22 protein-coding genes are annotated in these 26,411 nt (G+C 53.8%); 7 read left to right on the top strand and 15 right to left on the bottom strand.

Translation table 11 applies throughout. The annotated features are described in order from the left end of the window. Positions 1 to 294: 294 nt before the first annotated feature. Positions 295 to 2,250, top strand: a complete 1,956-nt coding sequence (locus tag E1162_RS13455) for a M23 family metallopeptidase (protein ID WP_155131946.1) — start codon at positions 295 to 297, stop codon at positions 2,248 to 2,250. Between the two features lie 100 nt (positions 2,251 to 2,350). Here the strand turns inward: E1162_RS13455 and clpB are convergent, their stop codons facing one another. Beyond that, the gene (gene clpB, locus E1162_RS13460; RefSeq protein WP_155131949.1) at positions 2,351 to 4,939 is read right to left on the bottom strand and encodes an ATP-dependent chaperone ClpB; all 2,589 of its coding nucleotides are present in this window, start codon (positions 4,937 to 4,939) and stop codon (positions 2,351 to 2,353) included. Between the two features lie 203 nt (positions 4,940 to 5,142). Between clpB and E1162_RS13465 the strand changes: the two genes are divergently transcribed. Beyond that, positions 5,143 to 5,907 (top strand): MOSC domain-containing protein, encoded by a 765-nt coding sequence (locus E1162_RS13465; RefSeq protein WP_257098987.1) that lies wholly within the window; start codon positions 5,143 to 5,145, stop codon positions 5,905 to 5,907. 146 nt (positions 5,908 to 6,053) lie between these two features. Here the strand turns inward: E1162_RS13465 and E1162_RS13470 are convergent, their stop codons facing one another. The 5 genes from E1162_RS13470 to E1162_RS13490 form a co-directional block, all read right to left on the bottom strand. Further along, complete coding sequence (locus tag E1162_RS13470) at positions 6,054 to 6,854, bottom strand: DUF4167 domain-containing protein (protein WP_257098988.1); 801 nt, start codon at positions 6,852 to 6,854, stop codon at positions 6,054 to 6,056. 406 nt (positions 6,855 to 7,260) lie between these two features. Continuing rightward, positions 7,261 to 8,124, bottom strand: a complete 864-nt coding sequence (gene prmC / locus E1162_RS13475; RefSeq protein WP_371311939.1) for a peptide chain release factor N(5)-glutamine methyltransferase — start codon at positions 8,122 to 8,124, stop codon at positions 7,261 to 7,263. Positions 8,125 to 8,135: 11 nt separating this feature from the next. Next, on the bottom strand, positions 8,136 to 9,209 hold the full coding sequence (gene prfA / locus E1162_RS13480) for a peptide chain release factor 1 (RefSeq protein ID WP_155131954.1): 1,074 nt from the start codon (positions 9,207 to 9,209) through the stop codon (positions 8,136 to 8,138). A gap of 91 nt (positions 9,210 to 9,300) precedes the next feature. Next, entirely contained in the window at positions 9,301 to 11,568 is a 2,268-nt protein-coding gene (gene ptsP / locus E1162_RS13485) for a phosphoenolpyruvate--protein phosphotransferase (RefSeq protein WP_155131956.1), read from the bottom strand. 107 nt (positions 11,569 to 11,675) lie between these two features. After that, positions 11,676 to 12,926 carry an aspartate kinase gene (locus E1162_RS13490; protein WP_155131959.1) on the bottom strand — a complete coding sequence of 417 codons (1,251 nt, stop codon included), beginning with the start codon at positions 12,924 to 12,926 and terminating at the stop codon, positions 11,676 to 11,678. A gap of 149 nt (positions 12,927 to 13,075) precedes the next feature. On the opposite strand from E1162_RS13490, the gene ubiG reads away from it, so the two are divergent. The 3 genes from ubiG to E1162_RS13505 all read left to right on the top strand — a co-directional run bounded on the left by ubiG (position 13,076) and on the right by E1162_RS13505 (position 15,576). Further along, complete coding sequence (ubiG, locus tag E1162_RS13495) at positions 13,076 to 13,840, top strand: bifunctional 2-polyprenyl-6-hydroxyphenol methylase/3-demethylubiquinol 3-O-methyltransferase UbiG (RefSeq protein WP_155131962.1); 765 nt, start codon at positions 13,076 to 13,078, stop codon at positions 13,838 to 13,840. A 51-nt stretch (positions 13,841 to 13,891) separates the two neighbouring features. Further along, positions 13,892 to 14,593: an alpha/beta fold hydrolase gene (locus tag E1162_RS13500; protein ID WP_155131965.1), complete on the top strand. Its 702-nt coding sequence runs from the start codon at positions 13,892 to 13,894 to the stop codon at positions 14,591 to 14,593. Between the two features lie 164 nt (positions 14,594 to 14,757). Next, positions 14,758 to 15,576: a phasin family protein gene (locus tag E1162_RS13505; protein WP_155131968.1), complete on the top strand. Its 819-nt coding sequence runs from the start codon at positions 14,758 to 14,760 to the stop codon at positions 15,574 to 15,576. An 83-nt stretch (positions 15,577 to 15,659) separates the two neighbouring features. On the opposite strand, the gene E1162_RS13510 is transcribed toward E1162_RS13505, so the two are convergent. From E1162_RS13510 to E1162_RS13525, 4 genes are all read right to left on the bottom strand, one after another. Beyond that, entirely contained in the window at positions 15,660 to 16,208 is a 549-nt protein-coding gene (locus E1162_RS13510; RefSeq protein ID WP_155131971.1) for a DUF1178 family protein, read from the bottom strand. Then, a complete protein-coding gene (locus tag E1162_RS13515) occupies positions 16,205 to 17,065 on the bottom strand; it encodes a carbon-nitrogen hydrolase family protein (RefSeq protein WP_155131974.1) in 861 nt (286 codons plus the stop codon). Before E1162_RS13515 ends, E1162_RS13510 begins: the two co-directional genes overlap by 4 nt. 130 nt (positions 17,066 to 17,195) lie before the next feature. Continuing rightward, on the bottom strand, positions 17,196 to 17,453 hold the full coding sequence (gene grxC / locus E1162_RS13520; protein WP_155131977.1) for a glutaredoxin 3: 258 nt from the start codon (positions 17,451 to 17,453) through the stop codon (positions 17,196 to 17,198). 145 nt (positions 17,454 to 17,598) lie between these two features. Further along, positions 17,599 to 18,297, bottom strand: a complete 699-nt coding sequence (locus tag E1162_RS13525) for a ComF family protein (RefSeq protein WP_371311964.1) — start codon at positions 18,295 to 18,297, stop codon at positions 17,599 to 17,601. Between the two features lie 185 nt (positions 18,298 to 18,482). Between E1162_RS13525 and E1162_RS13530 the strand changes: the two genes are divergently transcribed. Further along, positions 18,483 to 19,379: a methyltransferase domain-containing protein gene (locus tag E1162_RS13530; protein WP_257098990.1), complete on the top strand. Its 897-nt coding sequence runs from the start codon at positions 18,483 to 18,485 to the stop codon at positions 19,377 to 19,379. On the opposite strand, the gene E1162_RS13535 is transcribed toward E1162_RS13530, so the two are convergent. The 5 genes from E1162_RS13535 to E1162_RS13555 all read right to left on the bottom strand — a co-directional run bounded on the left by E1162_RS13535 (position 19,376) and on the right by E1162_RS13555 (position 23,149). Next, on the bottom strand, positions 19,376 to 19,591 hold the full coding sequence (locus tag E1162_RS13535; protein WP_257098991.1) for a Flp family type IVb pilin: 216 nt from the start codon (positions 19,589 to 19,591) through the stop codon (positions 19,376 to 19,378). The genes E1162_RS13530 and E1162_RS13535 overlap by 4 nt on opposite strands. 39 nt (positions 19,592 to 19,630) lie before the next feature. After that, positions 19,631 to 20,032, bottom strand: coding sequence for an 8-oxo-dGTP diphosphatase MutT (gene mutT, locus E1162_RS13540; protein WP_155131983.1), 402 nt, complete (start codon positions 20,030 to 20,032; stop codon positions 19,631 to 19,633). A gap of 75 nt (positions 20,033 to 20,107) precedes the next feature. Beyond that, complete coding sequence (locus tag E1162_RS13545) at positions 20,108 to 20,923, bottom strand: GNAT family N-acetyltransferase (protein WP_257098992.1); 816 nt, start codon at positions 20,921 to 20,923, stop codon at positions 20,108 to 20,110. Continuing rightward, positions 20,904 to 22,136 carry a bifunctional glutamate N-acetyltransferase/amino-acid acetyltransferase ArgJ gene (gene argJ, locus E1162_RS13550; RefSeq protein WP_155131989.1) on the bottom strand — a complete coding sequence of 411 codons (1,233 nt, stop codon included), beginning with the start codon at positions 22,134 to 22,136 and terminating at the stop codon, positions 20,904 to 20,906. Before argJ ends, E1162_RS13545 begins: the two co-directional genes overlap by 20 nt. A 104-nt stretch (positions 22,137 to 22,240) precedes the next feature. Then, on the bottom strand, positions 22,241 to 23,149 hold the full coding sequence (locus tag E1162_RS13555; protein WP_257098993.1) for a peptidylprolyl isomerase: 909 nt from the start codon (positions 23,147 to 23,149) through the stop codon (positions 22,241 to 22,243). A 279-nt stretch (positions 23,150 to 23,428) separates the two neighbouring features. Here E1162_RS13555 and secA point away from each other — a divergent pair, with 279 nt between their 5' ends. After that, positions 23,429 to 26,227, top strand: coding sequence for a preprotein translocase subunit SecA (gene secA / locus E1162_RS13560; protein ID WP_155131992.1), 2,799 nt, complete (start codon positions 23,429 to 23,431; stop codon positions 26,225 to 26,227). Positions 26,228 to 26,411: the final 184 nt, after the last annotated feature.

Genomic DNA, 26,411 nt, shown 5'->3' on the forward strand with positions numbered 1-26,411 from the left:
CGGCCTCAGTGGCCCGCCCCGTTGGCGTGAGGGCGGTTATATGCATATGAAGGGTTAGTGTCAACGGACCTTTTCACTTTTATTCGAGGAAATTCACAAAGGCGGGAAAACCCACCAAGTTATCCACCCAGCCCACCCTACAGAAACGAATACCCTTTATTATTGCGGGGAGGTCTGCATAACACGCTACAGTGCCAAACATCAGCCTCATTTAGACGTGAAGTTCGGCGCATATTCTGGCATTATCCTAGGTGAGCCATATATATGTGGCGATAGGTGGGGCACTTTTAAATTATGCACTCTGCTCATACACGCAATGTGGGGAACAATAGTATTGAGCTCGGCAACGAACCGGCATTGGTCGTTGGAGGCTTGGATACGCGCATTCATTCTCCAAGCGCGGTTAACGCACGTTGGCTCATAGGCACCGTGCTAACCGGCGTTACTTCTATTGCGCTTATGGGCGGAGCCTTAACGATTGCGCTTCAAGGGCAGTATTCGGTTGATTTGGCCAAACCCGCCATTGAGAAAGAAGAGTTCCCGCTCATTCTGGGCGCCAAGTCCGGCAAAGGCGATCGCGCTCCTTTTAACGAGCAGTTTTCTAAAAAGCAGGTGATCCCGGTTTCGACCGTAACAAGAGAAGGCCAGCGCGATTATGTCCGCGTGCGTCCTTACACTCTTGTCAGCGCATCCCTTGCCACCCAGCGCAACGACCAGTTCGCGCAAGTTATTCCGAAATTCGATCCGCTTAGCCTCTATGAAGGCGAGAACGCCAACTTGATTACGGCAAGTGACGCGATCTACGGCGCGAACGTGGATGGTGAAGTTTCCATTTCCCAAAGGGACTTTCCTATTGAAGCGCTAGGCTACGCCGACTTCAAGGAAATGAATGACGAAGACATTGTCGATCAGGTGAAGAAGGCCTCCCTCTTCATGACCGACAACAAAACAGACATTGCCGCCATTCCATCCGCTTTCGAGCAGGAGCAACTACGCTTTACGCCTCTTTCTGAACAGGACCCGAACAGCCTTGAGGTTCTGATCACTGAAGAGAACGTTTCCTTCCAGCCAAAGAGCAGCACCAGCCGTATTCGAGCACAGTTCACTGAACGTATCGTGCCGGTAGGCGAAGATGCCGTTTTGCTGGATATCCTACTCGACTTTGACGCCAACGAAGCCGAGGCGACCCAAATCCTTGAAATTTTCAAGGAAACCTACGGCATTTCGAAGGTGCATGAAGGCCAGATCCTTCGCTTCTCACTGGGCGTTGGCAAGTCTGATTATGAAACCGGAGAGCTGGTTCGCATCAGTCTTTATGATAACCAGCACCACAAAGCGACCATCGCGCGATCTGACGACGGCACCTTTGTAGCAGCGGCAGAACCTTCCAGCGAGATCGTGGCAGATGCCTTTGCAGAAGCGACCCGCGTAAACTTTACCGGCCCGACGCCGTCCTACTTTGACAGTATTTATCAAACAGCTCTTGAGAACGAGATCCCATCTCAGCTGATTGGCGAGCTCATCAAGATCTATTCGTTTGATGTTGATTACAACTCGACCGTAAGACCGGGCGATACCTTCAGCATTCTTTATGGCATGCCGGAGGAAGGCAGCAACGGTAACTCCGAAATCCTGTTCACCTCTGTTCAGGTAAACGGACGTGAATACCGCTTCTATCGTTTTAGAACGCCCGACGGCTTATCTGACTTCTATAATGAGGAAGGCCAGAGCTCTCAGCAGTTCTTGCTCCGCAAGCCAATTGCAGCAGGTCGCTTTACGTCCGGCTTCGGCATGCGCCGCCACCCTATTAGTAAGACGCGTCGCATGCACGCTGCTGTTGACTGGGCAGCACCGCGCGGCACTCCTATTCTGGCAGCTGGTAACGGCACAGTTTCCCGCGCGGGCTGGGCAGGTGGCTATGGTAAACGCGTTGAGATTTCTCACGGCAATGGTTACGTCAGTACCTACAGCCACATGGTCAACTTCGGCGAAGGCATCTCCAAAGGCGTAGAAGTGCGTCAGGGGCAGGTCATCGGCTTTGTCGGTACAACAGGCCTCTCTACCGGTAACCACCTCCACTACGAACTGAAGATCAACAACCGCTTTGTCGATCCGCTCAAGATAAAGCTACCGGATGGCAAATCCCTTGAGGGTGATCAGCTCCTTGCTTTCAAGCGGGAACGTGACCGAATTGATCGCCTAATGGATGACGGCATCTCCGGCAAGCTCATCGCTTCGGCGGCCAAATAATCCAACATATAGAGACAACCTCCTTCAACGAAGGAGCACAGAACGTAAAAAAGGGCCGAGTGATCGGCCCTTTCTTTTTGTCTTGAATTGGAGCTTAGGCTCAGGCCTGAGTATTTTGTGCTGAAAACACCAACCGATCCGTTCCAGCCGAAACGTGGATAGTCTGCCCGTCCATCAAAGTACCGGACAACAGCATCTCTGCGAGTGGGTCCTGCACCTGTTTCTGGATCACTCGTTTTAGAGGACGAGCGCCATAGGCAGGGTCGTAACCTTTTTCCGAGAGCCAGCCCAAAGCACTTTCATCCAGATCCAGCGTGATCTTGCGCTCATCAAGCAGCTTCTGCAGACGAGCGAGCTGGATTGTGACAATCGCTGCCATCTGCGAACGCTGCAAGCGATGGAACAGAATGATCTCGTCCAGACGGTTGAGGAACTCAGGGCGGAAGTGAGCCCGCACCGCTTCCATAACCGGACCACGAACAGCTTCAGCCTCTTCACCCTCTCCCTGCGAAGCAAGGAACTCGGCACCGAGGTTGGATGTCATGATGATCAGCGTGTTGCGGAAGTCCACGGTACGGCCCTGCCCGTCTGTCAGACGGCCATCGTCCAATACCTGAAGCAGAACGTTGAACACATCACCGTGCGCTTTTTCCACCTCATCGAACAGAACAACCTGATATGGACGGCGGCGAACAGCCTCGGTCAGCACACCACCTTCTTCATAACCCACATAGCCCGGAGGAGCGCCGATCAAACGAGCAACACTGTGCTTTTCCATGAACTCCGACATATCAATGCGGACCATGGCCTGCTCATCGTCGAACAGATAAGACGCCAGCGCTTTTGTTAGCTCGGTTTTACCTACACCGGTTGGGCCGAGGAACATGAACGAACCAATCGGCCGGTTAGGATCCTGAAGACCGGCACGAGCACGCCGAACAGCGGTGGAGACCGCGTGTACAGCTTCTGCCTGACCGACAACCCGCTTTGCAAGCTCATCTTCCATACGCAGCAGTTTTTCACGCTCGCCTTCCAGCATCTTGTCTACTGGAATACCTGTCCAGCGCGAGACCACATGAGCAATACCATCCGGCGTGACGGTCTCTTTAACCATCGCCGAGCTGTTCTCGCTCGCCTCAACGTCTGCCAGCGCTTTTTCCAAATTTGGAATAACGCCATAAGCAAGCTCACCAGCTTTGGCCAGATCACCGGCACGCTGCGCTTTTTCAAGACTGATCCGCGCTTCGTCCAGCTGCTCTTTCAGCTTCTGCTCACCGCTCAGCTTGTCTTTTTCCGCCTGCCAGCGCTGTGTAACCTCAGCGGAACGCTCTTCCAGATCACTCAGCTCTTTCTCAAGCTTCGTTAAACGGTCCTTGCTCGCTTCGTCATCTTCTTTGGTTAGCGCTTCACGCTCGATCTTCATCTGAATGATGCGGCGATCGAGTTCGTCCAGCTCTTCAGGCTTGGAATCCACCTGCATGCGCAAGCGGCTGGCCGCTTCATCAACAAGGTCAATCGCCTTATCCGGCAAGAACCGGTCTGTGATGTAGCGGTTAGACAAAGTGGCAGCTGCTACAATCGCGCTGTCAGAGATACGAACGCCGTGGTGCAACTCGTACTTCTCTTTGATGCCGCGCAAGATGGAGATGGTGTCTTCTACGGTCGGCTCACCAACAAAAACAGGCTGGAAACGGCGAGCCAAAGCCGCGTCTTTTTCAACGTGCTTTCGGTACTCGTCCAGCGTTGTTGCACCAACGCAGTGCAGTTCGCCGCGAGCTAGTGCTGGCTTAAGCAGGTTGGACGCATCCATAGCGCCATCCGACTTACCCGCACCAACGAGCGTATGCATCTCATCGATAAACAGAACAATGCCGCCGTTGGATGCCTGCACTTCCGAAAGAACGCCCTTCAAGCGTTCTTCAAACTCACCGCGATACTTTGCACCCGCAATCAGCGCACCCATGTCGAGCGCAAGAAGCTTTTTGTCCTTCAAAGACTCCGGCACATCACCATTGACGATGCGCAGCGCCAAGCCTTCCGCAATTGCGGTTTTACCAACACCCGGCTCACCAATGAGAACAGGGTTGTTCTTGGTCCGGCGAGACAGAACCTGAATGGTCCGGCGAATTTCATCGTCACGTCCGATAACAGGGTCAAGCTTACCGTCTCGCGCATCCTGTGTGAGATCGCGGGCAAATTTCTTCAGAGCGTCATACTGGTTTTCGGCAGATGCGCTATCGGCGGTTCGTCCCTGACGCAAAGCGTTGATGGCTTCATTCAGGCCACTTGGCGTTACGCCACCTTGGGAAAGGGCTTTTCCGGCGCTACTGTCCTTATCCATGGCAAGAGCGAGCAAAAGCCGCTCAACTGTCACGTAGGAGTCGCCTGCTTTTTCGGCAATCTTCTGAGCCTGCTCGAATAAACGTGCAGTCGCAGGTGCCAGATAAAGCTGGCCGCTGCCGCCGCTCACTTTAGGCATCGCGGCAAGATCGGTCTCGACCTTCAAACGAATATCAGCAACACGTCCACCCGCGCGCTGGATAAGACCAGCCGCAAAGCCTTCCGAGTCATCAAGAAGGACTTTCAGGATGTGTTCTGGTGTGAATTGCTGATGACCCTGACCGAGGGCATAGGTCTGCGCTGACTGAATAAAGCCTCGCGCTCTTTCAGTGTATTTCTCAAAATCCATAATGTTCTCCTTTCGCCGCAACCACCCGAAGCATGGTTTGGCCAATGGAAATTCCGAGCCTCAACGGAGCACCCGAAGCAGAGGACATTCCTCTACACCCCTGATATAGTGCTCAAAGTTGAAGTCAAAAGAGGCTGAGCGCAAGTTTTTCCAGCTCTCTTTTTTCGACTAGGTTTCAGCACCCTTAATTGGATGAAAAAGTTTTGACTGCCATCGCAAAAATTATTTCCCTCGCATCCTTTCCTGTCAAAGGTCTCTCCCCTCACCCGTGGCGCACCGTAGACCTAGAGTGTGGCGAAACCTTTCCCTTCGATAGGCAATACGCGGTCGAAAACGGGCCTTCTGGCTTTGATCCGGCAAGTCCAACACATATCTCCAAGATGCGATTTATAGTGCTGGCACGTTTCGCGGAACTGGCGAGGCTGCAAAGTGCCTTTGATCCAGAAACACACACGCTATCACTTTATGAAAACGGGAAACTGGTTTGTTCTGGCGACCTCACAAAGAACGAGGGCTGCAAGGCTATCGAAGCATTCTTTGACGAAACCATGCGCGACCAGCTGAGCGGTCCGGCCAAGGTTCTACACGCGGCAGGTCATTCATTCTCGGACCTCTCATCAAAGCGCGTTCATCTGGTAAATGCAGAAACTGTGCGGGCAGTTGGCAAGGAAATGGGTATGGACCTAGACCCATTACGCTTCCGCGCCAACTTAATCGTTGAAGGGCTACCTGCGTTTGCAGAACTGGAGTGGGCCGATAAGAAAATCAGTTGCGGCGATGTCAACTTCAGATTCCACAAGCGGACGAAACGCTGTGCAGCAGTTGACGTAAATCCGGCAACAGCAGAACGCGACACCAAAATAACCAATCACCTCTATAACACCCACGGCCATATGGACCTGGGCATCTACCTTGAGGTGCTGAGTGATGGAACGCTGAATGTTGGTGACGTTATAGAAGCGCACTAGCACTCCAACATCGTTGTCCGAGAGCCACACGTCAATTCGCTAAGTAGCTTAGGCTTTTCTGCTCTCGCCGACCTCAATCAAAAGCCCAAACAAAAATGGCCCCGAGCATTACGGGGCCACTTGAACTTTTCAATTCCGCTTGGCGATTAGCCTTCGTTAGAACCGACTGGTTCCAAAGCAGGCTCGGCACCTTCACCGTCACCACCCTTAGCGCGGCTGGTTCTGGTGCGCGGTGTACGAACGCGAGGTGTACGTGCGCGAGGTGTACGACGGGTGCGAGGCTTTGCATCCTTGTCGTCAGAACCATCGCCTTCAGACTTAGCTTCTTCCGCACCAGCTTCTTCCTGATCAGGAAGTGCAGATACAGGCGCAGAAGCTGTACGACGCAAACCACGACCACGAGTACCGCGAGCGCGGCGGCGAGGCTTATCGTCGTCTCCGTCACCATCTTCATCAGCTTTAGATGCAGCTTCCTTTGCACCTTCGCTCACGTCAGCAGTGACTTCAGAAATCGGCGTCAGATCCTCATCCTTGGCAACACCAGGCATTTCGTCGATAAACGGTTGCGGGTCATCAAGGCCAATAACTGGCTGTTCGGCATCCGGTGCAGACACGTCCTCAACGCTGGCATTTTCCTCCTGCCCGTCGTCAAGATCGTCCTCTGCGCGATGCGACACAGAACTGCTAGCTACGTCACGAACCTGAGGCTGCGCTGCCGCAATAATTCTCAGATAGTGTTCCGCATGCTGATTATAGTTTTCAGACATTACGCGGTCGCCAGAAACCTGAGCATCACGAGCAAGCTGCTGGTACTTTTCAGCAATATGCTGCGCAGTGCCGCGAATTTTTACGTCAGGTCCGTTGGACTCATAAGTCCTCGTAAGAGGGTTAGGTCCTTTACGGCCACGTCCCCGCATACGGTTTTTGTTTTGATTACTTGGTCTCATTCTGCCGTTGACTTTCCAGAACGGCGATCAGCCGAAACTGACCTTCCACAGGGCACTTGTCTCCCCTTGGATTTCCAAATGCCGTTAATTGCTCAGTAATGTGATAAAGCCACAAAGGGCCGCACATCGGACCATAAAAGCCCGATAGTATCGTGTTTACAATTCGATAAGCCGACTGTCGGATATCTGCACCATAGTGATGACTGATACCAAGTCCGCGACACGTAAGGTCGCCATCCAGGACGCTAGTTGCGTACCAAAGGCGCTTAATACTCGGTTAAGCTCTGTTGAAACGAGCACCGCCCCCTAAAGCATGTCGCCGGTACTGCTTGCCGGTGAGTAGAACCTAGCTGCTTCCGTCGAGATTTCCAAGGGCTTTTTTTTTAATTCCTCATCCGCCGTGGACTCATGGATAAACAATTGTGACAACCCGATCATTTCCGCTAAGATCCTTGACACAGGAAATAGCCGAAATTCCATTATTTTCAGCAATTTGTGCCAGATCCGCGGCCTGATCAAAGCCGATTTCCATTGTTAAGAACCCCTGTGGTTTCAACAGGTTTTTACAGCTCTCCACCAACTCACGGTAGGCAATCAAGCCATCTTCGCCGCCATCCAGCGCCTTGATTGGGTCATGATTACGCACCTCTGGTGCCAGCTCTTCAACAACAGATGTACGAATGTATGGCGGGTTGCTTACCAGAAAGTCGAGGTTACCTGACAAGGCTGACGTATAATCAGCACAAACTGCAAGAAACCGGTCCGATACGCCATTCTGTCTGGCGTTCTCTCTAGCAGCCTCTAGCGCCCGCTCGGAGATATCGACAGCCACACAAATTGCCTTTGGCAACTCGGATAAAAGAGCGATGGCAATCGCACCCGTTCCCGTGCCGATATCAGCAAAGACCCAAGGATACTCGATGCCATGGCTTTGCTCACAATAGGCAAGCGCTGTCTCTATAAGCACTTCGGTATCGGGGCGCGGCTCAAGGGTTGCCTCGTTCAAGGCAAACTCCAGCCCCCAGAACTGCCGTGTACCGAGAATGCGGCCAACTGGCTTACCGGACAGACGCTCTTCACGGTAGTTTGCAACAAGCTCGGCAATCACCTCATCGGCAATGCGATCGTAGTTTAGCACCAGCTCTTTAGGCTCTAAACCAGCAGCGCGGGCAACAAGCACCCGCGCATCTAGTTCTGCTTCGGCAAAGCCAGCTTCTCTAAAAGCAGCTCGCACACTGCGATATAGCGCTTCCAGTGTTTGCGGCTTCACGACCACGACGCTTACAGACCTTCTGCGGCCAGCAGGTTTGCCTGATGGTCCATAATGAGCGCGTCAATCACTTCGCCGGTCGCTTCGCCAGAGATAATCTGGTCGAGCTTATAAAGGGTCAAACCAATACGGTGATCGGTTACACGGCCCTGCGGGAAGTTGTAGGTGCGGATACGTTCAGAGCGATCACCACTGCCTACCTGAAGGCGGCGTGCTTCGGTACGTTCGTTAGCGGCACGTTCGCGCTCAACCTCAAAGATCTTTGCGCGCAGCAACTTCATTGCGCGGTCTTTGTTCTTGTGCTGAGAGCGCTCGTCCTGCACGGCAACAACGATACCGGTCGGCATATGCGTAATACGAACCGCGGAGTCTGTGGTGTTAACGTGCTGACCACCTGCGCCAGATGCGCGGAAGGTATCGATACGAAGATCAGACGGATTAATATCGACGTCCACTTCTTCAGCCTGCGGCAGCACTGCAACTGTGGCAGCTGAGGTATGGATACGTCCGCCGGATTCCGTTTCAGGAACGCGCTGCACGCGGTGTACACCAGACTCAAACTTCAGCTTGGAGAAAACTTCCTGACCGGTAACAGCCGCGGTGATTTCTTTGAAGCCACCCATTTCGCCTTCACTGGCGGAGAGCACTTCCACCTTCCAGCCACTGTTATCGGCAAAACGCTGGTACATGCGGAAGAGGTCACCAGCAAACAGAGCCGCTTCGTCGCCGCCGGTGCCGGCGCGCACTTCAAGAATAACGTCGTGGGAGTCAGCTTTATCGCGTGGCAGCAAGCCAATGCGAACAGCCTGTGTTAGCTCCTCAACCTTCTCAACCAGTTCGCCGCGCTCCATTTGCGCCAGCTCGCGCATTTCGGCATCGGTATCGCGGTCGTTCAGCATTGCTTCGGTATCGGCTAGCTCGGCTTCAGCTTTCTGCAATTCGCGAATAGAGCGCACAATCGGCTCAAGCTCTGCGTAATCGCGAGAGAGCTTTACAAAGACGGTCGGCTCCGGGCCGGATGCCAGCTCCGCTTCAATCTGATCAAAGCGAGAAAGCAGGGAATGTAGTTTTTCTGGCGCGAGCATGTTCGCGTCACTCCTCAACGTGAAAACGGCAGATCTCGACCTAAAGCAAGAGGACCGGTCATCCGGTCCTCATAAGGGAGCATCGCCAAAGTTATACAGGAAGCTCGTATTCGCTGGCAAAATCCGTCAAAAGCTCGCGAATATTCTCGCTTGCCTTACCCGGCTCCAGCGCTGGCAACAGCTTCTCTTCCAGCTTCTTCAAATCAAGCTTCAACAGCATGGTCTTTACCGGACCAATCGACGATGGTGACATCGACAAACTGCGGTAGCCAATACCAAGCAAAGCCATGGCAGAAAGCGGAGAACCGGCCAACTCGCCGCAAAGCGTAACCGGCACATCCATGTTCGCACCGGTTTGCGCAATGTGGCGCAAAGCACGAAGGAAGCCGGAGCTAAGCGGATCAAAACGATCAGCAACAAGCGCGTTACCACGGTCAGCTGCGTTGAAGAACTGATAGAGATCGTTGGAACCGACCGAAACGAAGTCGACTTCCTGATAGAGCTCTTCAAGCTGCCAAAGCAAGCTTGGAACCTCGACCATAACGCCAAGACGGAGATCGCTTGGCGCAGGATGGCCATGCTGCTTCAGGTGCTTCAGCTCGCGTTCCACATAGTCTTTAGCACGGCGGAATTCTTCCACCTCAGCGACCATCGGGAACATAAGCTTCAACTGGCGACCAGCGGCAGCATGCAACATGGCGCGGATCTGGGTACGCAGCAGGCCCGGACGGTCAAGACCGAAACGGATTGCGCGCCAGCCCATAGCCGGGTTTTCTTCCTGCGCATGACGCATATAAGGAAGGATCTTGTCACCGCCGATATCCAGCGAGCGGAATGTAACCGGACGTTCACCGGCAGCATCCAGAACCTTGCTGTAGAACGCCTGCTGTTCCGTCATTCGTGGGAAGCTCGAAGCCACCATGAACTGCAGCTCGGTACGGAACAGACCGACACCGGCCGCACCCGTATCAATCAAGCTTGGAAGGTCTACAAGCAGGCCTGCATTCAGCTGAATTGCGATATCGGTTCCATCAGATGTAACCGACGGCACATCACGAAGCTGGCGATACTGTTCCTGACGGCGAGCACGGAAGCGAACCTTTTCGGCAAACGCTTGCTCGACATCAGCAGCAGGACGCAGGAACACCTGCCCCACTTCGCCGTCGATGATGATCGCATCTCTGGATTCAACCAAGGAAACGATATCTTCAACCTGCCCAACAGTTGGGATGCCCAAGGCACGCGCAACAATGGTGACATGGCTGGTTGGACCGCATTCTTCCAGAACAAGGCCACGAATACGTTCGCGGTCATAATCCAGCAGCTCTGCAGCGCCCATGTTACGGGCAACGATAATTGCGTCCTTCGGCAGATCGTCCGCCTCAGGGCCAGCAGCATGGCCCATCAACTCGCGGATCAGCCGGTGTGCAAGATCATCCAGATCATGCAGGCGCTCACGCAAGTAAGGGTCAGTCTGGCGCAACATCTTTGCGCGGGTATCACTTTGAACTTTCTCGACAGCCGCTTCCGCTGTCAAACCGTTCTGAATGGCTTCTTCAATCTTGCGAACCCAGCCACGGTCATAAGCGAACATGCGGTAGGCTTCTAGAACCTCGCGGTGCTCACCATGCTGAGAGAAATCGCCATTGGATAGCATGTTGTCGAGGGATTCACGCAGGCGCAAAATAGCATCGTCAAGACGCTCGCCTTCCCGCTCAACATCCTCGGCAATAAGATTGGTAATTACAACGCGTGGCTCGTGAAGAACCACATGACCAAGACCGATCCCTTCAGCAAGGGAAACACCTTTCAGATGCATTGGCCGTGCAAGGTCAATTGTTGTGCCCTGCTGGGCAATGGCTTCCAGCTCACCTGCCGCAACCATTTCAGCAATAACCATTGCCGTGGTTTGCAGTGCCTCTACTTCATCTTCGAAATAGGTGCGGTGAGACATGTTCTGCACGACGAGCACACCAAGAGTACGCCCTGCCCGCAAAATCGGAACACCAAGGAAAGAGTTGTAGCTGTCTTCGCCAGTCTCTGGCCGGTAGGCAAAGGCTGGGTGTGCTTGTGCATTGGGTAGATTAAGCGGCCTTGCATCGGATGCGATGAGACCAACAAGACCCTCTCCAACGCGAAGGGCTGTCTTGTGTACAGCGTTCTTATTCAAGCCAATTGTGGCGTAGAGCTCAAGAACCCCGTCTGCCCGCAAAATGTAGACAGAGCAAACCTCAGCCACAACGTTGGCTGCAATCAGCTGAACAATTTTGTCGAGCCGTTCCTGCGCGTTAATGGGTTCTGCCATCACCTCACGGAGGCGACGCAGAAGAACACGCGGTCCGGCTAAGCTGCTGCGCATGCCCGCCCTACCTGTTATTATTTGTTGCAGCTGCCTAATATGCAGATGCCGTTGACCTCGGCATAAGTGTATGCCGAGGCACGTATGATTGTCGACTCTCGCTGACGTTACCCGTCAAGACCGTATAGCGAATGTAGTGTTCGCACTGCAAGCTCGGTATAGGCAGAATCAATCAGCACCGAGATTTTGATCTCGGAGGTGGTGATTGCGCGAATGTTGATGCTTTTTTCTGCAAGACCACGGAAGCAGTCAGCAGCAACACCAGCATGCGAACGCATACCCATACCAATAACGGAAACCTTCACAACATCCGTTGCGCCCTCAAGGTTTTCGAAGCCGATTTCATCACGGTTCGCTTCGATAACAGCGCGTGCGCGCTCGTAATCTGTTTCAGGAACAGTGAAGGTGATGTCGGTGGTTTTGCCGTCCGGAGAGATGTTCTGGACGATCATATCCACGTTGATGTTTGCTTCAGCCAGGGGGCCGAACACGTTGCTCGCAACACCCGGCTTGTCCGCTACGTTGCGGATAGAGATCTGGGCTTCATCCTTGGAGAAGGCGATCCCTGTGACGACTTGCTGTTCCAAAATTTCGTCCTCGTCGCAAATAAGAGTCCCCGGAGGCAGGCCGCCATCACCAACCTGTGGCGCATCCGGATCATCGAAGCTTGAACGTACAAAGGTACGTACGCCGTGCACCATTGCCATCTCGACAGAGCGCACCTGCAGAACCTTCGCACCGAGTGATGCCATTTCCAGCATCTCTTCAAAGGCAACGCGGTTCAGGCGCTTGGCTTTAGGTACAATGCGTGGGTCGGTCGTATAAACGCCGTCCACGTCTGTATAGATATCACAGCGGTCAGCCTTGATCGCCGCAGCAATCGCAACCGCACTGGTGTCAGAACCACCGCGGCCCAATGTTGCAATACGGTTATCAGGGGCAAGACCCTGGAAACCAGCCACAACAGCAACCTGCCCCATTTCAAGGCGCTGGATCAGGGTTTCCCCTTCAATGCGCGCAATGCGGGCGGCACCGTGTGCCTCGTTTGTGTGAATTGGAATCTGCCAGCCCTGCCAAGAACGAGCGTCAACGCCCATGTTCTGCAATACAATTGCCAGCAAGCCTGAGGTGACCTGTTCACCAGAAGCAACGACGGCGTCATACTCACGCGCATCGTGGATCGCTGAAGCTTCTTTTGTGTAACCCACCAACGTGTTCGTTACACCGGCCATAGCCGAAACAACAACGGCAACCTGGTTACCAGCTTCTACTTCTCTTTTCACATGCCGCGCTACATTGCGGATGCGCTCAAGATCGGCGACGGAGGTGCCGCCGAATTTCATAACCAAACGGGCCATCTCTTCCTTAAATCCTCCGAGGGCCTAGTGACGTATCTAGGTCACAACCGGCCTCCTGCATACAGTCCTGAAACCTTCATCGCAACCAGTGGCTTGACAAAAACCGCAGGAAGACCGACCAGTGGACACAATAATCAGGGAGTTGATCTATGAGCCACGTGGATAACACGGAAAACACAGGCAACCGCACCGTGGATCAAGAAGAGGTCGCACGCTTTTCCGCTATGGCAGCCGAATGGTGGGACCCGACGGGAAAGTTCAGACCGCTTCACAAGTTCAGTCCGGTCCGCATTGCCTACATCAAGGAATACGCAGCAGCACACTTCGGCCTTGATGAGCGCTCACCGAAAGCTCTTGAGGGCTTGCGCATTCTCGACATTGGTTGTGGCGGCGGCCTACTGAGCGAGCCGATGGCACGCATGGGCGCGACCATGGTTGGCGCGGACCCTTCTCCAGTAAACATCAACGTTGCCAAAATACACGCAGAGCAAAGCGGGCTGGATATCGACTACCGGTGCCAGACAGCAGAAGAACTTGCGGCAGCTGGTGAGAAATTCGATATTGTTCTCAACATGGAAGTGGTCGAACACGTTGCTGATGTTCCCCTTTTCATGGAAACAACCGCATCGATGGTCAAGCCGGGCGGCCTGATGTTTGTGGCAACTTTGAACCGCACACTCAAAGCCTACACACTTGCCATCGTTGGGGCTGAATACGTTCTTCGCTGGCTGCCAAAAGGCACCCACGACTACAACAAATTCGTGACACCAGACGAACTGCGCGAGCCAATCGAGAAGGCCGGAATGGAAGTCTATGAAGATTGTGGCGTCAGCTACAACCCGCTTCTGGACCGCTGGTCCCGCTCTCGCGATCTCGATGTAAACTACATGATTATCGCTCGCCGCCCTGCTTAAGGGCGGCACCGCAATTTGCCATAGCAGGACGCAAGTCCATGGGGAGGATGCATGGCCAGACATTACGAACCTCTGGTGCTGGTACCGGGGCTTGCCTGCACATACGAACTGTTTGTGCCGCAAATCGCCGCGCTTTGTGATCACCCACTCCAGATTGCAAATACCTGTGAACAACTGGGCATAACCCAGATGGCCGAGCGCCTGCTGGAAACTGCTCCAGAACGCTTTGCTCTGGCTGGCTTGTCCATGGGTGGCTACATCGCCATGGAGGTGATGCGGATCGCACCAGAGCGTGTGAGCCGCCTTGCGCTTTTAAGCACCAATGCCCGAGCCGATACGCCGGAGGCTACAGAGCAACGCCTTCAGCAAATCCGTATTGCCGAAAAAGGTGGTTATTCCAAACTCACAGTATCGCGGTTTCCGATGAGTGTTGCACCGTCAAACGCCGACAATGAAGACCTGAAGCAAACCGTTATTGATATGGCAGAGGACGTTGGGCCCCAGACGTTTATCGCGCAGCATCAGGCTGTCATGCACCGCATCGACCAACGTCCGCACCTTTCCGCGATCACCTGTCCCACGTTGGTTCTGGTTGGTGAGCTTGACCAGATCACGCCGCCAGAATGCGCGCAGGAAATCCACGCGGCCATCAGCAACAGCACGCTGGAACTGGTAAAAGACTGCGGCCACATCTCCTCTCTGGAAGCGCCGGAAGCTGTCACAACAGCGATGGTGAAGTGGCTTAGAGGCTAGAAAAACGCAGTCCCTGCCGTCGCCACAATCTACGTATATCCCCTAGATATCAGAATATCCGTAACTCTTCGCACCCGCATATAAGAGAGCGGAATACTTGTGCACCTGCGAGGCGCCATCACGCATCAAAATGGCTCCTCCATCGCGAGAGCAGAGGGATAGCGATGAAAGACAGCATGAAAGCTATGACGGAAAGCTGGAGCAAGATGGCCAGCTCCATGCCATGGCAAGACTGGTTCTTGGCTCAAAATATCGACCGGATGGAAAGTGACTCACTGGATCAGATGGTTGATCTGCACACCACCATGCTTTCCTACGGCCAGAACCTGATCGACAGCAGCATGCAGTTTTTCCATCAGCGTATGGAAGAGAACGCGCGTTTTGCCAGAGACATGTGGGACTGCCCAACCGCCGTGGAAATGGCTCGCATCGCTAGCGATTATGTGCAGACCGCTACCGAGCAGGTGCAACACCACAACATCAAGCAGTTTGAAGCGCTCTCCAAGAGCATGGATGGCAGCGTTGAGAAGTCGAAAAAAGCGACGGCAACAGCAATGAACGCCATTGATGAGCTGAAAGCGTTTGCAGAAAGCGCCGCAACATCGGAGGCGCCGCCGCGCCGCCGCTCAGTTAAAAAAACCGCTTCAAGCAAGCCTGCAGCTGCCAAAGCCCAAAGCAGAAAGCCAGCAAAAGCCAAACCGGCAAGTGCCAAGGCTGCCTCTGCCAAACCGGCCGCATCAGCAGCAACGTCTAAAAGCACGAAACCGGCCCCAGCAAAAACCAAAAGCGCAGCAGCGGCACCCAAAAAACCGGCTGCTAGAGCGACACGTCCAGCAGCGACACGCCCTGCTGCGGCCCAGCCCAAAGCGCAGGCTATTCCGCAACAAGCGGCCAAAGCCTCTGCCAAGCCAGCCAATGCTGCCACTAAACCTGCTAGCGCTGCTGCAAAGCCAGCAAGCGCACCGACAGCAAAGGCGCCTTGAGCAAGTAGGCTTAAACTGTCTACAAAACAAAAAAGCCCGCATCGAACCGGTGCGGGCTTCATCATATTTGGGATCAGAGTTCCCTAGTTCCGGTCTTCCGGCAAAACAGGTAGAGGCATCACCTCAATACCTTCCTCCAGCAGCTCCTTGGCATCGTCCACACTTGTCTGACCATAGATGCCGCGCTTTTCCTTTTCGCCGTAATGCATCTTTCGTGCTTCCTCGGCAAAGTTGGAACCAACATCCTCAGAGTTGGCGGTAACCTGCTTGCGAAACTCTCGCAGCGCCTCAACAAGCTGATGGGCCTTTTCCTTGACTTCGTTGGAAACAGGCATCGGATCTGGAGCGCTCACGGCAACGGCTGTCGGAGCTGCGCTTTCCTTCTTCCCATCCTCGACCTTTTGCGGCGCGGCGGTAGCAGCTTGCGCGTTGCGCTGTGCCTCTGCCTGCGCCTTTAGCTTATTGCGCGAGGTTGAAACGTTCGGCGCCATCAGCCGTTTTTTAACGCCAGCGTCGTTGCAAATCGGGCAGGCAACAAGGCCCATTTCATGTTGTCGATCAAAGTCTGCCGAATTACGAAACCAGCCATCAAACTCATGGCCATTCGAGCAGACAAGGGCGTAGTTGATCAAATTCCGGTCTCCACCGCAGACGTCGCGGCCACTGTTTTCACTTGAAACTCGCGTTCATTGACAATGGCAGGAATACGCGAACGCGCCGCTTTCACTGCTTCACTGTCAATTTGCGCTAAAAGCACACCCGGCTCGTCGTGGTCAAGCTCGGCAATTACCTTGCCCCAAGGATCAACCACAATACTATGTCCATAGGTTTCGCGGCCATCTTCATGGCGACCGCCTTGCGCAGCCGAAATCATATAAGCGCCGTTTTCAATAGCGCGGCTGCGTTGCAATACATGCCAGTGCGCCTGTCCGGTCTGACGCGTAAACGCCGCCGGAGCGGTAATGACCTGCGCCCCCGCCCTCGATTGCTGGCGGAATAAAGCAGGTTGGCGAACATCATAGCATATCGCCAGACCGAATGCTCCAAGCTCCGTTTCCACGACAGGAGAAACACTGCCCGGCTGGTAGGTCTCGCTTTCGCGCCAGCTTTCACCGTTCGGCAAATCCACATCGAACATATGGATCTTGTCATAGCTCGCTGCGATCTCGCCATCAGGACCGATCAAAAACCCGCGATTGGCAAGCTTTTCACCCTCACCGCGCACCGCTATCGAACCCAAATGAAGCCAGATCTTAAGCTCTTTGGCCAAAGCCCGCGCTTTGGCTAGAAACGGGTCTTTGTCCTGATCAAAACACGCAGCAATCTGGTCTGCCTTGCTGCGTGCCAATATGTTGCTCATTTCAGGGGTCTGCACATAATGCGCGCCTTGGCTTGCAGCCTCGCGGACCAATGCCTCACAGTTCGCCCAGTTGACGACAGGATCACAACCAGATCGCATCTGCACACATGCTGCTTTGAAAACTGTCATTGGCCCACTCCCGAAATTTAAACCAGATAGAAAGCGCTGCAGGTTCCACGCCGGTTCCCAGAGCGCTCGATATCAATGCCCTTGCGCAATCGCTTACCCGAAAAGCAAAAAAGCTCTTCGAGGCTGCAGATTAACCAGCCAGCAGAACATCCAGTGCGCCGCGACGCTCAAGCGCATAAAGGTCGTCACAGCCGCCCACATGCTCGCTACCGATGAAGATCTGCGGGAAAGTGGATTTACCACCTGCCTTCTTGATCATCTCATCGCGGTAGGATGGTTCAGTGCTGGCGTTATACTCGGTATAAGCTACGCCCTTTTTCTCAAGAAGACCTTTCGCGCGGGAGCAATAGCCGCAAAAATCACGCGTGTAGAGAACTACATCAGCCATAGTCGTATCCTTTCAATGCACAGTGAGTTGGTGCGAAATGGAAGCCAAACTGCCCGAAACTCGATGGAAGCTTATATGGCAAGTGCCCCCGAAATCTCAAGAGGTGGACCTCTAGACAGAGTTGTGCCGATCAGAAGTTGCCAAGTCAAACAAACTCTTGCGCATCCCAGCTATGCTTTTCGGCTATAGCAAACACAAGTACCCTCACCTCAGCCGCTCCTGCCTCCTTCAGCACCTCGGCGCAGGCATGGGCCGTTGCGCCCGTTGTAAAAACATCATCCACGAGGATGACCTTCTTTTCGACAAATGCTGTGGTTTTATCTGGCGCTATTGCGAAAGCAGAATTCAGGTTTTGCAGTCGGCTTTGCCGGCTGAGGCCAAGCTGGGGTTTGGTCCGCCGTGTGCGCAGCAACGCTTGCGCCTCAAGCGGCAGGGCACATCTTAACGCAATAGCCCGCGCCAACTCCGCCGCCTGATTGTAGTTGCGTTGCCAAAGGCGAAGGCGGTGCAGCGGAACAGGCACAATGACCGTTTCCGGCTTCATCTGCTGTGAGATCAGACCTGCCATCAAGGGAGCCATTATTTTTGCTGTGTGAGGCCGCCCGAAGAACTTGAGTTGATGCGCCAAGGTTCGCGCGACACCATCAAACAAACACGCAGCCAGAACCTGATCAAAAGGCCCTTCCAACGTTCCACGGTTTTCACCTTCCTCCACGATGGGAAGCGGAAAACCAGAGGAACACATCCCCCTAGATGAAATCACCGGAAGCTCAGACCAGCAGCCGACACACAGGCCAAAGTCATCTTGAACCAGTCGCCCACACACACAGCAACTGGGCGGCACCAGAAACCGCAGGGCCAATTGAAACGGTGCACTGATGTGTCTTGAAAAGACTATGGCCGCCCCCGTTCCCTTGGCATACTCATAGAATAGTCTAGCGTGAGAGGCGTAGCACCAATCACGCTTTGACCTTTGGGCACAACCACACCATAACAAGCACAACGGCTAGAAGCGTCCCGCAAAACAGCATGACGGAAACTATGTTACCGAACCGGATTTTCGACCGCGCCCTGCTTAAAAAGCGTAGGGAAAAGGCTTTGCAAAACAAAGCAGAAGGGATCGACTTTCTTCTGCGCGTGGCAGCAGAGGAAGTTGCTGACCGCTTATCTCTGGTAACGCGCCAGTTTGATACAGGCGTTGACCTTGGCGGTCATAGCGGGCTGGTAACGGAGGTTCTGCAGGCAAGTGGCAAGGTAACAAATACGATCCGCGCCGATGTTCTGGCAGCCGACAACGCCAGCGGAACGCCGGACCTTGTTTGCGACGATGGTGCTCTTCCCTTTGCAGATCAAAGCATCGATCTGCTGGTCTCCACACTGCAGCTTCACCTGCTGGACGATCTTCCCGGTAGCCTTGTTCAAATCCGCCGCGCCCTTAAACCGGACGGCTTGTTTCTTGCTGGACTATTCGGCAGCGGTACACTGAAAGAACTGAGAGATAGTTTACTCGCCGCAGAAATGAAGCTGAGCGGCGGCGTTTCTCCGCGGGTCGCTCCGTTCGCTGACCTGCGAGACATGGGCGCTCTTTTACAACGGGCAGGCTTTGCGCTTCCGGTTGTAGACAGCGAAACCATTACCGTTCGCTACGATACGCTATTCGATTTGATGAGAGACTTGCAGGCTATGGGCGCTGCGAACCCGCTCAGCGACCGCAAAAAGACCCTTACCTCCAAAACAATGCTGCTGGAGGCTGCAAAACACTACGCTGAGAATTTTAGTGATGATGATGGCCGGATTAGAGCAACATTCTCGTTCATCTGGTTATCCGGCTGGGCGCCCCATGAAAGCCAGCAAAAGCCACTAAGACCGGGCTCTGCAAAGACAAGTTTGGCAGAGGCGCTGGGAACGAAAGAGAAAAAGCTCTAGTCGCCCAAGGCCTCTTGCATGGTAGTGCCGATATCTTGGTATTGGCTTTCCAAGGTCGTGCCAATCGCGGTTACGCTGATAATAATCGCAATAGACAGCAAACCAGCGATGATCGCGTATTCCATAGCAACGGAGCCGCGCTCATCGCGGTTCATATGTGCGATGGAAAAACCACCCTTATCCAATGTGCCTGTTTTACGCCCGAGCACCATCTGCTTCCCCTCTGACCGCAGATGAAAGCTCCCTTCACCTCAAGCAGTTAGCTCCATAAGGTGCGGGATAAGCGGCTCATCTGCCGGTGGCATTTTGTAATCACGCAGCCGTACTGGCTTTACCCATTTAAGAGCTTGGCCCTCGACCCCGACAGGAGTTCCCGTCCAACGTCTGCAAACGTACAATGGCATCAGCAGATAAAAATCCTCGTAACCGTGACTCGCAAAAGTGAGGGGTGCAAGGCACTCTTTTTTAACCGTAATTCCGAGTTCCTCGCTCAGTTCGCGGATCAAAGTGTCTTCCAGCGTCTCGCCATTTTCCACCTTTCCGCCGGGAAACTCCCAGAAACCCGCCAAAGATTTACCTTCGGGCCGTTGAGCCAGCAGAATTCGCCCGTCTGCATCAATCAAAGCGCAGGCTGCAACAATCACAGTTTTCATTAGTTTTTCCTGTCCCAAAACCGATCAGAGCGTAAACTCTTTGTAAACCATAGCGTTAGTTGGAGGACCGATCTGTTAAACTTGTGGCCGACAATAGTGATAGCGATAGGTTTCACGGTAGCCCAAAACGCCGTAGAGTCGCTTTGCTGCCTCGTTCTTTCCATCGACCTGTAACCAAGCACGAATAGCACCGGCCTCTGCGCCCATACGCTGCGCTTCAACAACGAGCGAGTGGGCAAAACCTTTACGGCGCTCGGCTGGGTCTGTGGCAACGTCAAAGATGCCAAGACAGTCTCCATCCAGAACGCCAAGCAAAACCGCACAAGGTTTACCAGCGGCATCCAGAACAGAAAGGCAAAGCTTTTCAAGGGGAACGCAGACCAAACTACCCTTTAAGCTGGCAAGAGCCTCAGGCGTAACCCGCGAGATATCCGTTCCGCCGACGGCCTCGAAATGCTTCATCCAGACGGAAAGGTCACTGCGCTCGATACGGTAACCGTCGGGCAAATCAGCTTCACCCAGAGCAAAGATCGTGCGTTCCAGAACCGATGAGTCGCTGTAGCGTTCCCATCGGCGCAGGTTCATCTCTTCATCAAGTTCAGCAGGAACAAGCGGCGTCCAGCGCACATGAAACGGAACATTGTGTCGGCGGAAAAGTTGCTGCGCGGCCTCAAGACGCTCGGCGGCATCCACACCGTCGACAGGATCATAACAATTCAGCGAATTGATCCTGCGCGACGGGTTATCGGGATAAAGCCGTGAAATCCAAGTCCGGTCCAGATGGTTCATCAGGGCTGGGAAGCAGTTCACATTCGACTGCTCCAACCGGAAAACCAACGGAAAATCAACGTCCTTTGCGCCGTACAAATCTTCAGCTTCTGTAATCGCCATTGATCGCCACATATTCCTTTGTCAAATCACAGGTCCAAACGGAAGCGGAACCAGAGCCAAGTCCAATGTCCACTTTGAGGAGGATTTCTTCTTCGCGCATCACAGCAGAAGCAGCTTCCTCGCTGTAATCGGCATCGCGTTCGCCTTCAACAGCAACACGGATATCGCCAAACCAGATCGCAAGACGATCGCGGTCAGCAGGCTCGCCCGCTTTACCAACGGCCATAACAACGCGGCCCCAGTTTGCGTCTTCACCAGCAATTGCGGTTTTCACCAGCGGAGAGTTGGCGATGGCCAAACCGATACGCTTTGCAGAAGCATCATCAGCTGCACCTTCAACACGAACCTCAACGAACTTGGTTGCGCCCTCGCCGTCCTTGACGATCTGGTGTGCAAGATCCTGCATCATGTCGGCAAGTGCCGCACGGAAATCAGCAAGACGTTCATCGTGCGCATCTTCAACGCGCAGGTGGCCCGCTTTGCAGGTCGCAGCAAGGAGGACACTGTCAGATGTGGAGGTGTCGCTATCAACCGTAATGGCGTTGAAAGAACCGCCCACACAGTCACTTAGAAGTGCTTGCAGTGCAGGTGCGGAGATATTGGCATCCGTGAATAAGAAGCCCAACATGGTCGCCATGTCCGGCGCGATCATGCCCGCGCCTTTGGCAATACCGTTCAGCACCACTTTCTGACCGTCGATTTCGACAGTGCGAGTGGCAACCTTCGGATAGGTATCGGTGGTCATGATGGCCTTGGCAGCTTCCTGCCATGCGTCCCCATCGGCCTTCTCGATCAACTCGGCCATCACGCCTTCAAAGCGCTCGGCCGGTAGCGGTTCACCGATCACGCCGGTGGAGGCCAGATAAATCTCAGACTGAGCAACGCCGGTCGCTTCAGAAACGATCTTCGCTGTCAGCTCAACAGCAGCCTTGCCCTTTTTGCCGGTAAAGGCATTGGCATTGCCGGAGTTGATAAGCAGCGCTCGCATAGAACCGCCGGAAAGGTTCGCACGGCACCAATCGACAGGTGCGCTCGGGCACTTGGACTTGGTGAACACGCCTGCGACCTGCGTTCCTTCATCGGTCAGCATTAAAAGAACGTCCGTTCGGCCTTTGTATTTGATGCCAGCGGAGGCGGTTGCAAATCGAACGCCGTCGATCACTGGTAGTGCAGGATAGCTTTTAGGGGCGAGCGGAGAAATAGCAGCAGACATAATACAAAGGCTCCCATCCGACTGCGGAAAACAAAAAGGCTCTAGCAGGCGTTAGCCTAACCAGAGCCTTGATGACAAGCCTTTTATTCGGGCTTTAAGACGACTTATTTTGCGTCTTTTGCTTTTTCATCTGTCGTAGCAGGTGCTTTGTCTTCAACAGCATCTTCAACCGCGACCAAATCTACCTTGGTTTCACCTTTGAGTTTCTCAAGTGCTTCACGGAATTTCTCAACAGTCAGTTCCTGCTTGATCTGGTCTTTAACCTGATCAAATTCAGGTGCAGGCTGCTTGCGCTCGTCTTCCTTCAAGATGACGTGGTAACCGAACTGAGACTTTACAGGCTCTTTGGTGTACTCGCCCTTTTTCAGGCCGAAGGCTGCGGTTTCGAATTCTGGAACCATCTGGCCTTTGGAGAAGTAACCCAGTTCACCGCCCTGAGGGCCGGAAGGACCGGTGGACTTTTCTTTTGCCAGCTCTGCAAAGTCACCGCCCTTGTCGAGTTCAGCGATTACAGCTTTCGCATCTTCCTCGTTTTCAAGCAGGATGTGGCGAGCAGAGATTTCTTCTGGACCAACATAGTCAGCAAACTTTTCGTCGTAGTAAGCTTTTACGTCGCCGTCAGTTACGCTGTCCTGAATGTTCTTCTGGAAGTAGGTGTTACGCAGAGCGCGGTTGCGCTCGAAGTTCATCAGGCGTTTGAAATCTTCGTCTTCTGCAAGGCCAGCTTTCTCAGCAGCTTCCGCCATAACATTCATTTCAACCAGCACATCAGTCAGCACCTTGCGCCATTCGGTTGGCGGCAGCTGGCGCAGCTGTTCTGCATAGTCCTGCGCAGCATATGCAAGATCTGCCTCAGTAATTACGCGGTCGCCAACTTTAGCAACAACATCATTTGGACCACGGTCCTGCGCGGAAGCGACTCCCATTCCAATAACAAGTGCAAGAGCAGCTACGGAGCTGGTGAGAGTTTTTTTGAACGTTGAAAGCATCTTTTCTCTTTCTCTTCGCGTCATCAGGGTTTTCCCCTTTTCTCACGGGTAAACCCTTCAGAATAACGCCGACTTCACTATAAAGCGCAGATTGCGACGGTTGATGGCGTTGACAAGCCTCTGACCCCAACTTATCTGTCAATCGCCTAGTTTTTTTGCTGGGAAGCACAAAACGCTGTGGCAACCGACGGACTCATAAGCAAAAAGGGTCTGAGGCTGCATAGATCAGAAATATGAAGATTTCTAGGTTGTGGCGCGCGCGGATATGCGCCTGCGCCCCCTAAAAAATGGAAGGACCGCCATATGGTGGGGCTCGGCGCACTTGCCCGTAAAATTTTTGGCTCTGCAAATGACCGCGTGGTCAAAGCTCTCAGACCAAAGGTTGATGCCATCAATGCTCTTGAAGCAGAATATCAGGCACTAACCGACGAGCAGCTTCAAGCCAAGACCGATGAGTTCAGAGAGCAGCTGGCAAACGGTGCCAAGCTCGACGACCTCTTGGTTCCTGCATTTGCAACCGTTCGTGAAGCTTCGCGCCGCGTACTTGGCCTGCGCCATTACGACGTGCAGCTCATTGGCGGTATCGTACTGCATCAGGGCAAGATCACCGAGATGCGCACCGGTGAGGGTAAAACCCTCGTGGCGACCGCTCCGGTATACCTTAACGCATTGACTGGTAAGGGTGTTCACGTTGTAACAGTGAACGACTACCTCGCCAGCCGCGACGTTGAATGGATGGGTCAGGTCTACCGTTTCCTCGGTCTGACAACTGGTCTCATCGTTCACGGAATTACCGATGAGGACCGCGCTGCTGCATACAAAGCAGACGTGACCTACGGGACCAACAACGAATTCGGCTTCGACTACCTTCGTGACAACATGAAGTACGACCGTGAATCCATGGTTCAGCGGCCGCATCACTTCGCGATCGTCGACGAAGTTGACTCCATTCTGGTTGACGAAGCCCGTACCCCGCTCATCATCTCCGGCCCGCTGGAAGATCGCACCGAGTTCTACAACACAATCGATGCTTTCATCCCGCTTTTGGTTGAAGAAGACTTCGAGCTGGACGAAAAAACCCGCGCAGCAACTTTCACCGAAGTTGGTAACGAAAAGCTTGAAAACCTGCTTTCCGAAGCTGGTCTTCTTAAGGGCGAATCGCTCTACGACGTTGAGAACGTATCGGCAGTTCACCACCTGCAGCAGGGCCTGAAAGCTCACAAGCTGTTCCAGCGTGACCGTGACTACATCGTTCGTAACGACGAAGTTGTTATCATCGACGAATTCACCGGCCGTATGATGCCGGGCCGTCGCTTCTCCGAAGGCCTGCACCAGGCTCTGGAAGCGAAGGAAAAGGTTGCCATCCAGCCTGAAAACCAGACGCTGGCATCCATCACCTTCCAGAACTACTTCCGCATGTACGACAAGCTTGCCGGTATGACCGGTACAGCGATGACCGAAGCGGAAGAATTCATGGACATCTACGGTCTGGAAGTTGTTGATATTCCAACCAACAAGCCTGTTCAGCGCGTAGATGACGACGATGAGGTCTACCGGACCGTTGGTGAAAAATACAACGCGATCATCCAGCTCATTGACGAGTGCCGCGAGCGCGAGCAGCCAATTCTGGTTGGTACGACCTCCATCGAGAAGTCCGAGCTTCTGGCAAACGAGTTGATCAAGGCTGGCTTCAAGCAGGTTGATCTTTCTGAGCCGAACGCGTTTGCGCCGCTCTATGCTGACAAAGAAACCGCTCGATCTGCAAAGATCTTTGCAGTTCTGAACGCTCGCTACCACGAGCAGGAAGCACAGATCATCTCGCAGGCAGGTGTTCCAGGCGCTGTTACCATCGCAACCAACATGGCTGGCCGTGGTACCGACATTCAGCTTGGCGGCAACGTGGACATGCGTATCGCAGCTGAACTGGCAGATGTGCCGGAAGGCGAGGAGCGCGACGCTAAAGTTGCCGCTCTCAAAGAAGAGATCGAAGGGCTTAAAGAACGCGCGCTGGCTGCCGGTGGTCTTTACGTTGTTGCGACCGAGCGCCACGAAAGCCGCCGTATCGATAACCAGCTACGCGGCCGTTCCGGTCGTCAGGGCGATCCGGGCCACTCCAAGTTCTTCCTGTCTTTGCAGGATGACCTGATGCGCATCTTCGGTTCTGACCGCATGGACTCCATGCTGCAGAAACTGGGCCTTAAAGAAGGCGAAGCGATCATCCACCCTTGGATCAACAAGGCACTGGAAAAAGCGCAGCAGAAGGTTGAGGCTCGCAACTTCGACATTCGTAAGAACCTCCTGAAGTTCGATGACGTGATGAATGACCAGCGTAAGGTGGTCTTTGAACAGCGTCTTGAAATGATGGACGACGAAATCGTTGCTGACGCTGTTGCGGAAATGCGCGAAGAAACCGTCGAGAACCTTGTTGCGAAACACATTCCTGAAAAAGCCTATCCAGAACAGTGGGATACGCAGGGCCTTCAGGATGAGGTTCGCGCAAAGCTCAACCTTGATCTGCCAGTTGTAGACTGGGCAAACGAAGAAGGCATTGCCGAGGAAGAAGTTGAAGAGCGCATCAAGCGTGCTGCCAACGAAGCCATGGCAACCAAGATCGCCAACTACGGTCCGGACATTATGCGCCAGATCGAAAAGGCTGTTCTGCTGCGCACCATTGATGGTCTGTGGCGTGAGCATCTGGCGAACCTTGACCACCTGCGTTCCGTTGTTGGTCTTCGCGGCTACGCACAGCGTGATCCTCTGCAGGAGTATAAGACCGAGTCCTTCTCCCTGTTTGAATCCATGCTGGCAAACCTGCGCGAAGTAACCACCGGTCAGCTTATGCATGTTGAACTGGTTCAGCAGGCACCTCAGGTTCCAACCAACGCTGACCTGCCACAGATGGAAGCGCACCACATCGACGCAAGCACTGGCGAAGATGAGTTCGGCTCCGCTGACCAGCAGATGGCAGCAGCCCGCGCTGCACAGGCTCCAGCAAACCGCGACCCAAGCAACGAAGAAACTTGGGGCAAGGTTGGCCGTAACGAGCCATGCCCATGCGGCTCTGGCAAGAAGTACAAGCACTGCCACGGCAGCCTTGTATAAGCGCTAGAAAAAAGTGATTGAGGGAAGGCCGGATTTTTCCGGCCTTTTCTTTTGCCCGCAGCTATAAACGCTGGCACAACGAACCCTCCCCTCAGGCACAGCAACAAGCCCGCCTGAAATTGCGATAGCGCAGCCGCCAAACGTTCTGCGGTTATTCAAATTGCATGTAGAACGCTCTAGACTG

Origin of the sequence: Pseudovibrio flavus, assembly GCF_009711345.1 — a bacterium.
Classification (GTDB): domain Bacteria; phylum Pseudomonadota; class Alphaproteobacteria; order Rhizobiales; family Stappiaceae; genus Pseudovibrio; species Pseudovibrio flavus.